The 12,159-nt window shown below is 70.6% G+C and carries 10 protein-coding genes and 2 tRNA genes; all 12 read right to left on the bottom strand.

Features of this window, described 5'->3' with window-relative positions; genetic code table 11:
- Positions 1 to 52: 52 nt before the first annotated feature.
- A complete protein-coding gene (locus HMPREF3099_RS13610; protein ID WP_256374411.1) occupies positions 53 to 184 on the bottom strand; it encodes a hypothetical protein in 132 nt (43 codons plus the stop codon).
- 10 nt (positions 185 to 194) lie between these two features.
- A complete protein-coding gene (locus tag HMPREF3099_RS01910; RefSeq protein WP_070703503.1) occupies positions 195 to 458 on the bottom strand; it encodes a hypothetical protein in 264 nt (87 codons plus the stop codon).
- Positions 459 to 546: 88 nt separating this feature from the next.
- Positions 547 to 619, bottom strand: a tRNA-Ala gene (locus HMPREF3099_RS01905).
- A gap of 15 nt (positions 620 to 634) precedes the next feature.
- Positions 635 to 708: transfer RNA gene (locus HMPREF3099_RS01900), tRNA-Ile, on the bottom strand.
- A gap of 72 nt (positions 709 to 780) precedes the next feature.
- Complete coding sequence (locus HMPREF3099_RS01895; RefSeq protein WP_083323406.1) at positions 781 to 1,275, bottom strand: DUF3566 domain-containing protein; 495 nt, start codon at positions 1,273 to 1,275, stop codon at positions 781 to 783.
- Positions 1,272 to 3,782, bottom strand: coding sequence for a DNA gyrase subunit A (gene gyrA, locus HMPREF3099_RS01890; RefSeq protein ID WP_237769702.1), 2,511 nt, complete (start codon positions 3,780 to 3,782; stop codon positions 1,272 to 1,274). The genes HMPREF3099_RS01895 and gyrA overlap by 4 nt, the downstream gene beginning before the upstream one ends.
- Before the next feature lie 276 nt (positions 3,783 to 4,058).
- Positions 4,059 to 6,176: a DNA topoisomerase (ATP-hydrolyzing) subunit B gene (gene gyrB, locus HMPREF3099_RS01885; RefSeq protein ID WP_070703502.1), complete on the bottom strand. Its 2,118-nt coding sequence runs from the start codon at positions 6,174 to 6,176 to the stop codon at positions 4,059 to 4,061.
- 291 nt (positions 6,177 to 6,467) lie between these two features.
- Positions 6,468 to 7,040 (bottom strand): DciA family protein, encoded by a 573-nt coding sequence (locus tag HMPREF3099_RS01880; protein ID WP_237769701.1) that lies wholly within the window; start codon positions 7,038 to 7,040, stop codon positions 6,468 to 6,470.
- Complete coding sequence (recF, locus tag HMPREF3099_RS01875; protein ID WP_070703501.1) at positions 7,037 to 8,209, bottom strand: DNA replication/repair protein RecF; 1,173 nt, start codon at positions 8,207 to 8,209, stop codon at positions 7,037 to 7,039. The genes HMPREF3099_RS01880 and recF overlap by 4 nt, the downstream gene beginning before the upstream one ends.
- Positions 8,206 to 9,192 (bottom strand): phosphogluconate dehydrogenase (NAD(+)-dependent, decarboxylating), encoded by a 987-nt coding sequence (gene gnd, locus HMPREF3099_RS01870; protein ID WP_070703500.1) that lies wholly within the window; start codon positions 9,190 to 9,192, stop codon positions 8,206 to 8,208. The genes recF and gnd overlap by 4 nt, the downstream gene beginning before the upstream one ends.
- A gap of 63 nt (positions 9,193 to 9,255) precedes the next feature.
- Complete coding sequence (gene dnaN, locus HMPREF3099_RS01865) at positions 9,256 to 10,392, bottom strand: DNA polymerase III subunit beta (RefSeq protein ID WP_070703499.1); 1,137 nt, start codon at positions 10,390 to 10,392, stop codon at positions 9,256 to 9,258.
- Positions 10,393 to 10,990: 598 nt separating this feature from the next.
- The coding region (gene dnaA, locus HMPREF3099_RS01860; RefSeq protein WP_237769700.1) for a chromosomal replication initiator protein DnaA at positions 10,991 to 12,159 on the bottom strand (1,169 nt) is incomplete at its 5' end.

Raw genomic sequence — 12,159 nt, 5'->3', positions numbered from 1 at the left:
CCGACCCCCGAGGGGGTCGGCCCTTCATCGTGCTCTGCGTGGCCGCGGGGGATCAGACCTGCGCGGGCAGCTCGTCGGTGGCAGCGGCCCAGAGCTCGGAGGTCTTGGCGTTCTTGTCCAGGGTGCGGGTCACGAGGAGGGCGGCGACGCCGGCGATACCGAGGGCCAGGAGGGTGTTCTTCATACCCGCAAGCCTACGCCGTCAGGAACCCGTCGGAGAGCATGAGGTCCAGGGCCTCCTCCAGTTGGGCCGGCGCCTCGGGCGGGTACTCGCCGTAGGCGTCCAGCACCTGCTCGACCAGGGCAGGGCGCTCCACCGGGCCCTCGGCGGTGAGGTCCCACAGCAGCACCGCGGGCCCCTGGAGGACGCGCAGCGGGCCGGAGGGGAGCAGGGCCACCACCACCTCCTGCTCGCGGTCCACGAAGGCGACGTTCTCGGCACGGGCGACGGGGGGCATGGTCCGGAGACTAGCCTGCGCTGCCTCGCTCACGCCCACAGGACGCCAAAAGGCCGCCCGGCGGGTGCCGGACGGCCTTCTGGAACCGTGGAGCCTAGGGGACTCGAACCCCTAACCCTCTGCTTGCAAAGCAGATGCGCTACCAATTGCGCCAAGGCCCCCAGGGGGTGGATGGGTGGGCCTAACTGGACTTGAACCAGTGACCTCTGTCTTATCAGGACAGCGCTCTAACCGACTGAGCTATAGGCCCGTGCTGTCACGGCTTACCGTGATGCGAGGGGATACGGTACAGCACCTCGTGCGGATTGCGCCAATCGGCGCCTCAGTCCTCCACGAGGTCCACCTGCAGCCCGCCCACGAGGGCCGACATCAGGTTGTAGATGAACGCCAGGAGAGTGCCCAGGACGGTCACCACGAGGGTGTTCACCACGGCGAACACGGTGGTGAACGTGAGCACCGTCCCCAGGCCGAGCAGGTCGGTGAGTTCGGTGGCCTTCCCCTGGTCGGCCTTGGTGCCCACCAGCTCGCCCACGAGCTTGTTGACGTCGTCGAAGACGCCCAGCAGCGAGAGCGCCAGCCACAGCAGGGTGGTGCCGGCCACGATGGCCAGCCCCAACCCCACGCCGGTGAGGAAGCTCAGCTTGAGCGCCGAGCCGAGGCTCACCGAGTGCACCGTCGAGCGGCGCAGGGCCCGGCTGCCGCCATCGCCGCCACCGTAGAGGGTGCGCAGGTCGAGTCGGCGGCCACCGTCGCCCCCCGCCGATCGGCGGGAGGAGCGGCTGCGACGGGTGGGCGGGGTCTTCTGCGTCCTGCTCACGACTCGTCCTCTCCGGTGGCACCGGTGGTGCCGTCGGCCACCACGGTGGCCTCCTGGGTGGTGTCGGCGTTCTCGTCGGCCTCCGCCTCGGCGTCGGCCTGCTCCTCGGCGTGGGCGCGGGCCACGGCCACGATGTGCTCCTTCTTGCCCGGGTCGGCGAAGCGCACCCCGGAGGTGTCACGCCCAGTGAGGCGCACCTCGTCGGCGCGGCTGCGCACCACCTTGCCCGAGCTCATGACCACCATCACCTCGTGGTGGTCGCCCACCACGAGGGCGCCCACGAGGTCGCCAGCCTTCTCGGTGGCCTTGGCCACCTTGATGCCCAGGCCGCCACGGCCCTGCACACGGTACTGGTCCACGCTGGTGCGCTTGGCCATGCCGTTCTCGAACACCACGAACACCTGGGCCCCGTCGGCCTGCTCGTGCGGCACGGTGCGCATGACCAGCAGCTCGTCGTCGCCGCGGAAGCGCATGCCGGTCACACCCGAGGTGGCGCGGCCCATCGGGCGCAGCTGGTCGTCCGAGGCCCGGAAGCGCAGGCTCTGGCCCTGACGGCTCACGAGCAGGATGTCGTCCTCACCGTCCACCAGGCGCGCGCCCACGAGCTCGTCGCCCTCGCGCAGGTTCACGGCGATGAGGCCACCGGAACGCGGGGAGTCGTACTCGGTGAGGCGGGTCTTCCTGACCAGGCCGTTCTTGGTGGCGAGCACCAGGTAGGGCGCGGCCTCGTAGTCCTTGATGGCCAGCACCTGGGCGATCTTCTCGTCCGGGCCGAAGGCCATGATGTTGGCCACGTGCTGGCCCTTGGAGTCGCGCGACCCCTCGGGCAGCTCCCACGCCCGCGCGCGGTAGACGCGCCCGGCATCGGTGAAGAAGAGCAGCCACGAGTGGGTCTGGGTGGTGAAGAAGTGGTCCACCACGTCGTCGGCGCGCAGCGTGGTGCCGCGCACGCCCTTGCCGCCGCGGCGCTGCGAGCGGTAGGCGTCCACGCGGATGCGCTTGGCGTACCCACCCCGGGTGATGGTGACCACCACGTTCTCGTCCGGGATGAGGTCCTCCATGTTGACCTCGGCGTCGTTGGGCACGATCTCCGTGCGGCGCTCGTCGCCGTACTTGTCCACGATCTCGGCGAGCTCCTCACTGATGATCGTGCGCTGGCGGGCGGGCGTGGCCAGGATGTCCTGGAGGTCCTCGATGAGGGCCTGCAGGCGGTCGTGCTCGTCGATGATCTTCTGGCGCTCCAGCGCGGCCAGGCGGCGCAGCTGCATGTCGAGGATGGCGCGCGCCTGGACCTCGTCGATGTCGAGCAGCTCCATCAGGCCGTCGCGCGCCTCCTCCACGGTGGGCGAGCGGCGGATGAGGGCGATCACCTCGTCGAGCATGTCCAGCGCCTTGAGCAGGCCGCGCAGGATGTGGATCTGCTCCTCGGCGCGCTTCAGGCGGTAGGTGGTGCGGCGGACGATGACCTCGACCTGGTGGTCCACCCAGTGGCGCACGAAGGCGTTGAGCGGCAGCGTGCGGGGCACGCCGTCCACCAGGGCCAGCATGTTGGCGCCGAAGTTCTGCTGCAGCTGGGTGTGCTTGTAGAGGTTGTTGAGCACCACCTTGGCCACGGCGTCTCGCTTGAGCACGATGACCAGGCGCTGGCCGGTGCGACCGGAGGTCTCGTCGCGCAGGTCCGCGATGCCCTGCAGCTTGCCGGTCTTCACCAGCTCGGCGATCTTGCGGGCCAGGGCGTCGGGGTTCACCTGGTAGGGCAGCTCGGTGACCACCAGGCAGGTGCGGCCCTGGATCTCCTCCACCTCCACCACGGCGCGCATGGTGATGGAGCCGCGGCCGGTGCGGTAGGCGTCCTCGATGCCGGAGCGGCCCATGATCTTGGCCCCGGTGGGGAAGTCCGGACCCTTGATGACCTGGAGCAGCTTCTCCTGCAGCTCCTCCTTGGAGGCCTCGGGGTGCTCCAGCAGCCACTGGCAGCCCTCGGCCACCTCCCGCAGGTTGTGCGGCGGGATCTGCGTGGCCATGCCCACCGCGATGCCGGCCGAGCCGTTGACCAGCAGGTTGGGGAAGCGGGCCGGCAGCACGGTCGGCTGCAGGGTGCGGCCGTCGTAGTTGGGCTCGAAGTCGACCGTGTCCTCGGTGATGTCGCGCACCAGCTCCATGGCCAGCGGCTGCATGCGGCACTCGGTGTAACGCGGGGCGGCGGCACCATCGTCACCGGCGGAGCCGAAGTTGCCCTGGCCGTCGATGAGCGGGTAGCGCATGGCCCACGGCTGCGAGAGGCGCACCATCGCGTCGTAGATGGCCGAGTCGCCGTGCGGGTGGTAGTTGGCCATGACGTCGCCCACCACGCGGGCGCACTTGTTGTACGAGCGGTCGGGGCGGTAGCCGCCGTCGTACATGGCGTACACGATGCGGCGGTGCACCGGCTTGAGGCCGTCACGGACGTCCGGCAGCGCGCGAGACACGATGACGCTCATGGCGTACTCGATGTAGCTGCGCTGCATCTCGCTGGAGAGGTCCACCGGCTCGATGCGGCCGTGCTCGGGGATGGCGTCCCACGCCGGGGCCACGGGGGCGGGCAGGTCGTCCACCGGGTCGGTGCCGGCGGCCACCTGGGCGCCCTCGGTGGGCTGCTCGGCATCGCCGGCCCCGGTCCCCTCCACCGGGGTCTCGTCGGTGGGCTCGATCGGCTCGTTCGGGTCCTGCGGGGGCTGCTCGCTCACAGTGCCTACCTCAGTATCTCGTAGTCGCTAGAAAGTCGTAGAAGCTCTGATCGAGCGTCAGATGTCCAGGAAGCGCACGTCGTGCGCGTTGCGCTGGATGAACGAGCGGCGGGACTCCACGTCCTCGCCCATGAGCACCGAGAACACCTGGTCGGCCGCGGCGGCGTCGTCCATGGTCACCTGGCGCAGCACGCGGTTGTCCGGGTCCATGGTGGTCTCCCACAGCTCGGAGTAGTTCATCTCACCCAGACCCTTGTAGCGCTGGATGCCGTTCTCCTTGGGCAGGCGGCGCCCCTTGGCCTGGCCGGCCTCGATGAGGGCGTCACGCTCCCGGTCGGTGAACGCGAAGTCGTGCTCGGCGTTGGTCCACTTGAGGCGGTACAGCGGCGGCTGCGCCAAATAGACGTACCCGTGCTCCACCAGCGGCTTCATGAAGCGGAAGAGCAGCGTGAGCAGCAGGGTGCGGATGTGCATGCCGTCCACGTCGGCATCGGCCATGAGCACGATCTTGTGGTACCGCGCCTTCTCGATGTCGAACTCCTCACCGATGCCGGTGCCGAAGCTCGAGATGAGCGCCTGCACCTCGGTGTTGGCGAGGATCTTGTCCAGGCGGGCCTTCTCGACGTTCAGGATCTTGCCGCGGATGGGCAGGATGGCCTGGTTGAAGGGGTTGCGCCCGGCGATGGCCGAACCGCCGGCGGAGTCACCCTCGACGATGAAGACCTCGGAGACCGTGGGGTCGTTGCTCTGGCAGTCCTTGAGCTTGGCGGCCAGACCGCCGGACTCGAGCAGGCCCTTGCGGCGGGTGGCCTCGCGGGCCTTGCGGGCGGCCATGCGCGCCTGGGCGGCCTGCACGGCCTTGCCCACGATGGCCTTGCCCTCCGACGGATGGGCCTCCAGCCAGTGGCCCAGCTGGTCGGCCATCGCGCGCTGCACGAAGCCCTTGACCTCGGAGTTGCCCAGCTTGGTCTTGGTCTGGCCCTCGAACTGCGGCTCGCCGAGCTTCACGGAGATGACGGCGGTCAGGCCCTCGCGGACGTCGTCACCGGTGAGGGCGGCGTCCTTCTCCTTGAGCAGCTTGTGGGCCCGGGCGAACTCGTTGACCAGACGGGTCAGCGCGGCGCGGAAGCCCTCCTCGTGCGTGCCGCCCTCGTGGGTGTTCACCGAGTTGGCGTAGGTGTGCACGGACTCGGAGTACGAGGTGGTCCACTGCATCGCGATCTCGCACTGCAGCATGCGCTCGGTGTCCTCCGTCTCGAACGCGATGACCTCCTCGTTCACCGGCTCGGACTTCTTGGACCTGTTGAGGTGGCGCACGTAGTCCAGCAGGCCGTCGTCGTAGCGGTAGGTGACGGTGCGGAAGCGGTGGGGCTTCTCGGCGGCCTCGCCCTCGGCGCCCTGGTCACCCTCCTGCGGGGCGTCGTTGACCTGCTCGCCGTCGGCACCCTTGGTCAGGCCGTCGGCAACGTCCGCATCAGCGTCGTCCAGGCCCTCGTCGTCCGCGTCGGTGGCGCGCGGGCGCTCGTCGGTGAGCTGGATGGTCAGGCCCTTGTTGAGGAAGCAGGTCTGCTGGAAGCGCGCCCGCAGGGTCTCGAAGTCGATGAGGGTGGTCTCGAAGATGTCGCCGTCCGGCCAGAAGGTGATGGTGGTGCCGGTCTCGTCCTCGGGCACCTCCTCCATCGCCTGCAGCGGGGCAGTGGGCACGCCGTTGTCGAACTCGATGCGGTGCACGCGGCCCTTCTGGCGCACCTCCACCTCCATGCGGGTGGACAGGGCGTTCACCACCGAGGAGCCCACGCCGTGCAGACCACCGGAGACCGCGTAGGAGTCGCCGCCGAACTTTCCACCGGCGTGCAGCTGGGTGAGCACGAGCTCCACACCGGAGATGCCCTCCTTGGCGTGCACGTCGGTGGGGATTCCGCGGCCGTTGTCCACCACGCGCACGGCGTTGTCCGGCAGGACCGTCACCTCCACCCGGTCGGCGTACCCGGCCAGGTGCTCGTCCACCGCGTTGTCGACGATCTCCCACACCAGGTGGTGCAGGCCGCGCTCGCCCGTGGAGCCGATGTACATGCCGGGGCGCTTGCGGACGGCCTCGAGGCCCTCCAGCACCTGGAGCGAGCTGGCGTCGTAGCTGGAGGACGACGCGGTGGGCTGCTGGGGCTGGTCGGCCACGGGACTCCCTGGGACGGCTGGTCGTTGTCGGTGGTGCGGGGTGCTGCTCGATGCCGTGCGGCGGGCACTGGCGTACCCGCACCTCTCTCACGCGCGCGGGCGCGCGAGGACACATGCAACGCCCCATCTTAGCAAGAGGACGCCGATTCCCCATGGCCGTCCACCGGTTCACGGCCCCGAAATCGGGCCGGGAGGAACCTCACGAGCGACGAGCGGGTCCCCACCCGTGGGCGGGTACGGCCACCACCCCCACGAACGGCCACAGGGGCCCGCATCGGACCCGGGGCCACCTCACCCGTAGGTGTCGCGCGGGCCCGGGCCGGAGATGCGCCGCGGGCCGTGGCGCCAGGACGGCGCCGCCGGGCCGATGACGCGCACGCTCGTGACCACCCCGAAGCCCAGCTCCTCGTCCAGCCGGCGCTGCAGCGTGCTGGTCAGCATGGTCAGCTGCGTGGCCCAGGTGGAGGACTCCGCCCGCACCACCAGGCACCCGTCCTCGAAGCTCTCCGGCAGGCTGTGGCCGGCCACGTCGGCACCCACGATGCCGACCCAGTCGCCCATCACGCGGCCCACCTTGAGCTCGTCGCCCCAGCCGCGGTCCTCGATCATCCGCGTGAACTCCGCACCCAGGGTCTGCGGGTCACGGCGGCCCTTGCCCGAGGTGCCGGCCCGACCGGAGGTGGCCTTCCTCGCCCGCCGCCCGGGTGCTCCGGGGCGCAGACCACGCGCCCGGGCCATGTCCCGCATCCGGGCCAGGGTCAGGTCCGCGGCGTCCAGCTCGGCCTCGCCGCCGGCCGGGTCCCCGCTCGCGGGTCCGCTGCCGCTCCGGTCAACCGGCCCGCCGAGCGGCCCCTGGGTGTTCACGTGCGCGCCTCGGCGTGGCCCATCGTCACGTCCACGTGGTGGGCGCTCTCCCGCAGGCTCGGCGGGATGTCGGACTCCACCGCCGCGGTCACCAGCACCTGCTCGGCGTCGGCCACCATCTGCGCCAACCGCTCGCGCCGCCCGGCGTCCAGCTCGGCGAACACGTCGTCCAGCACCAGCACCGGGTCGGTGCCCAGGTCGGTGCGCAGCAGGTGGAAGGCCGCCAACCGCAGGGCCAGCGCGAACGACCACGACTCCCCGTGGCTCGCGTAGCCCTTGGCCGGCACCGGACCGAGGGTCAGCTCCAGCTCGTCACGGTGCGGCCCCACCAGTGTGATGCCGCGCTCCAGCTCGCGCTGCCGGAGCTGCGCCAGGGAGGCCACCACGAGGCGCGCCAGCTCGTCGCGCTCGGGCACCTCCCCGCCGTCGGCCAGGGCCTGCGCGGCGGCGTCGGCCTCCTCGCCCACGAGCGACCAGCGGTAGGCGATGCCCGCCTCGGACTGGGCGTCGCTCACCTCTCGATAGGCGTTCTCCACGAATCTCCGTAGATCTTGCACCAGGCGTAGACGAGCGTAGAGGAGGGAAGCGGCCCCCATCGCCAGGTGCTCGTCCCAGGCGTCCAGCATCGCCAGGGTGGAGGCCGACGGCGTGCTGCGGGAGGAACGGGCGTCGCGCAGCAGGGCGTTGCGCTGCTTGAGCGCCTGCGCGTAGTCCCCCTGCACCCCCGCCCAGCGCGGCTGGCGCGCCACGAGCAGTGCGTCCAGGTAGGCCCGCCGGGTGGCCGGGTCGCCCTTCACCAGGGCCAGGTCCTCCGGGGCGAAGAGCACCGTGCGCAGGGTGCCCAGCAGGTCACGCGGCCGGGGCACGGGGGAACGCCCCAGCTGCGCGCGGTTGGCCCGCCCCGGGTTGAGCTGCAGCTCGAGCACCGTCTCCCGGCCGTCGCGCTCCACGGCGCCCCGGATGATCGCGTGCTCGGCCCCGAAGCGCACCAGCGGGGCGTCACTGCTCACCCGGTGCGAGCCGAGCGTGGCGAGGTAGCCGGCGGCCTCCACGAGGTTGGTCTTTCCCTGGCCGTTGCGGCCCACCAGCACGGTCACCCCGGCCGGCAGGTCGAGCGCGGCCTCCTCGTAGGACCGGAAGTCGCGCACCGCCAGGTGGCGGAGCCTCACGCCTCGTCGTCGGTGGCCCCGGGCGTCGCCTGGCCCCGGGTGTCGGCGGGCTCGGCGGCACGGTGCACCTGCTGGGGACGGTCGCGGTCCCACGGCTCGCTGCCGAACTGCATCACCTCGTGGCCACCGAAGCCACCACGCAGCGCGGCCACCGCCTGCATGGCGGGGGAGTTCTCCTGGCGCGAGGCGAAGCGCGAGAACAGCGCGGCGGAGATCACCGGCATCGGCACGGCGTTCTCCACGGCCTCGATGACGGTCCAGCGGCCCTCGCCGGAGTCGGTGGTGTAGCCCGACACGCCCTCCAGGTCCGGCTTCTCCTCCAGCGCGTCCACGAGCAGGTCCAGCAGCCAGGAACGCACCACGGTGCCGCGGCTCCACGCCTTGAAGGCACCGGGGACGTCCTTGACGATGTCCTTGGCCATGAGCAGCTCGTAGCCCTCGGCGTAGGCCGCCATGAGCCCGTACTCGATGCCGTTGTGCACCATCTTGGCGTAGTGACCGGCGCCCACCTCGCCGGCGTGGACGAAGCCCTCGTCGCGGGGGCCCTCGGGGCGCAGCGCGTCGAAGATCGGCATCGCCATCTCCACGTGCTCGGTCCGGCCACCGCACATCAGGCCGTAGCCGTTCTCCAGGCCCCAGATGCCGCCGGAGACGCCGCAGTCCACGTAGCCGACCCCCTGCGCGGCCAGCATCCGGTCGTGCTCGACGTCGTCCTGGTAGGGGGAGTTGCCACCCTCGATGACGAGGTCGCCGGGCTGCAGGTGCCTGGCCAGCTCGGTGATGGTGTTCCGGGTCGGCTTGCCGTGCGGGACCATCACCCACACCACGCGCGGACCGGTGAGGGTCTCCGCCAGGGCCTGCAGGCTGTCGACGTCACGCAGCTGGGGATCGAGGTCGAAGCCGATGACCTCGTGGCCGGCCCGCTCCAGGCGGGTCTTCATGTTTCCGCCCATCTTGCCGAGGCCGACGAGTCCGATCTGCATGACCACTCCTGGTGAGTCGAGGCTGGGGGAGGCTGCTGCGGCCTCCACCGTATCCCGCGGGACTCAGGCCCCCGGGAAGCGCACCGGCATGATCACGTAGCTGAACGAGTCGTCGGACTCGCCGTCGACCTCGGCCTGGCCGGTGAGCAGCACCGGCTTGCCCGGCTGGGTGAAGGACATGCGCGCGAACGCCGTGCCCAGGGCCCCCAGGCCGTCGAGCAGGAAGCCCGGGTTGAACGCCACGTCGATGTCGTCGCCGTCCAGCGTGCACTCCACGGCCTCGGACGCCTGCGCGTCGTCGCCGGTGCCGGCCTCGATGGCCACCGAGCCGGGCGTGAAGCGCAGGCGGACCGGAGTGGTGCGCTCGGCCACGAGCGAGACGCGCTTGATGGCCTCGATGAGGGCGCCGGTCTCCACCACGGCGTCCACCTCGCTGCTGGTGGGGAAGATGCTGGAGAGCTTGGGGTACTCGCCGTCGAGCAGACGGGTGGTGCTGTGGCGCTGGCCCGCGGAGAAACCGATGAGGCCCTTGCCGCCGGCTTCGTCGCCCAGCGCGATGTCCACCGGTCCCACGGCCCCCAGGCTCTTGGCGGTGTCCGACAGCGTGCGCGAGGGCACCAGCGCCACGTGGTGGGCCGAGGGGTCGCGCGGCGTCCAGGTGAGCTCGCGGCGGGCCATGCGGTAGCGGTCGGTGGCCAGCATGGTGATGCGGTCGCGGTCGAACTCCACGTGCACACCGGTGAGGATCGGCAGGGCGTCGCTGCGGTCGGCGGCGACGGACACCTGGGCTACGGCCTTGGTGAACAGCGAGCCGTCCACGGTGCCGCTGGCCTCGGGGGAGGTGGGCAGCGAGGGGTAGTCGCCCAGCGGCATCTCGAGCAGCGCGAAACGGCTGGAGCCACAGGTGACCTGGAGCTTGCCGGACTCCTGCTGGATGCGCACCGGCTTGTCCGGCAGGGAGCGGGAGATCTCCGAGAGGAGGCGACCCAGCACCAGGGCCTCGCCGCCCTCCACCACGTCGGCCTCCACGGTGACCTCGGCGGAGACCTCGTAGTCGAAGGCCGAGAGGGTCAGCGTGCCGGCGGGGTCGGCCACCAGGCGCACACCGGCGAGCACCGGCACCGGCGGACGGTTGGTCAGACCGCGCACCACCCACGCGACGGCCTCGGACAACACCTCACGCTGAACCTGGAACTCCATGGCTTCCTCACTGCTCGGCCATGCGGACCACTGTCCCGTCCACGGCGCCTGCGACGTCCGGCGAAGCCTAGCGCGAGCCACCGCCACCCTCCGAGCCCCGATCCCTCACCGCACCGGGCTCAGCACGACCCCCCACGTACGCGGTGCGCAACCCCTCCTCGAGAAACCGGGTAGTCGTCGTCATCGGTGCTGTGGGAACTGGGGACGACGGCCGTCCTGCGCGGCGTGGAGCGGAATCCTCCTGTTGACGAGGCCTGCGGACGAGCTGTGGGCGGACCGCGGGGGATGGGGACGACGGATCGGCGTCCACACCTGCTCCCACAGCACCGGCCCGTCCCGTCCACGCCTCGGAGGGGGATTCCCACAGGTGCCCACAGGAACGTGCACAGGGGGTCGTGGCGGCCCGGCCCGGTGGGGACCTGACGTGACCTCGTCCACATCCACAAGGTTGTCCACACGCTGTGGAGATCCGGTGAATCGCTGTCAAACGGGGCCCGCTGCCGCGGAGCACACCTGTGCACCACCCTGCGGACGGCAGTGTGGACCGAGGCCCCACAGGATGGGGACGACGCGGGAGGAGGGGAGGGGACGCGCTGGCTCAGCGGCCGCGCGCGACCTTCTTGCGGATGATGCTCGTGAGCTCGCTGACCTCGTCGTACACGCGACGGTCCTCGCTGAGCAGCTGCTTGATCTTGCGCTCTGCGTGCATGACGGTCGTGTGGTCGCGCCCGCCGAACTCCTTGCCGATCTTGGGCAGCGAGAGGTCGGTCAGCTCACGGCACAGGTACATGGCGATCTGCCGGGCGCGCGTGAGGTTGCGCGAGCGGGAGGCGCCCTGGATCTCCTCCACCGAGATGGTGAAGTAGGCCGCGGTCTCCTCGAGGATCGTCCCCGGCGTGATCTGGCCGGAGTCGCCCCCGGGCATCACGTCCTTGAGCACGGTGCGCGCCAGGTACTCGTCCAGGGGGGAGCCCGACAGGCTCGCGAAGGCCGTCACGCGGGTCAGGGCGCCCTCGAGCTCGCGGATGTTGGACGAGATCTTCGACGCGATGAGGTGCAGCACGTCGTCGGGGATGTCGAGCTTGTCGGCCGCCGCCTTGCGCCGCAGGATCGCGATGCGGGTCTCCAGGTCCGGCGGCTGCACGTCGGTGAGCAGCCCCCACTCGAAGCGCGACCGCATCCGCTCGGCGAAGCCGCTGAGCTTCTTGGGCGGCTGGTCGGAGGTGATGACGATCTGCTTCTCGCTGTTGTGGAGCGTGTTGAAGGTGTGGAAGAACTCCTCCATCGTCTGCTCCTTGCCCTGCAGGAACTGGATGTCGTCGATGAGGAGCACGTCCACGTCGCGGTACTGGCGCTGGAAGGCGTTCGCCTGGCCCGCCGAGACCGCGTTGATGAACTGGTTGGTGAACTCCTCGGAGTTCACGTACTTGACCCGCACCGAGGAGTCGAGGGTGCGCGCGTAGTGCCCGATGGCGTGCAGCAGGTGGGTCTTGCCGAGCCCCGACCCGCCGTAGATGAACAGCGGGTTGTAGGCGCGGGCGGGGGCCTCGGCCACGGCGGTGGCCGCGGCGTGCGCGAACCGGTTGGAGGAACCCAGCACGAAGGTGTCGAAGGTGTACTTGTGGTTCAGTGCGGAGTAGTCCCGCTCCACACCCTGGGACGCCGGGGCTCCGGTGCCCTCCACAGGGGCGGGGGCGCTCTGCGCCGCGGGCTGCGCGGGGACCTCGCGGGAGTTTTCCACGGGTTCGTCCACAGCTGTGGACGAAC

This window comes from Kytococcus sp. HMSC28H12, from assembly GCF_001816045.1.
Lineage (GTDB): Bacteria > Actinomycetota > Actinomycetes > Actinomycetales > Dermatophilaceae > Kytococcus > Kytococcus schroeteri.
The sequence above is the reverse complement of the archived record's forward strand: the minus strand, read 5'-3'. Positions and strand labels throughout refer to the sequence as shown.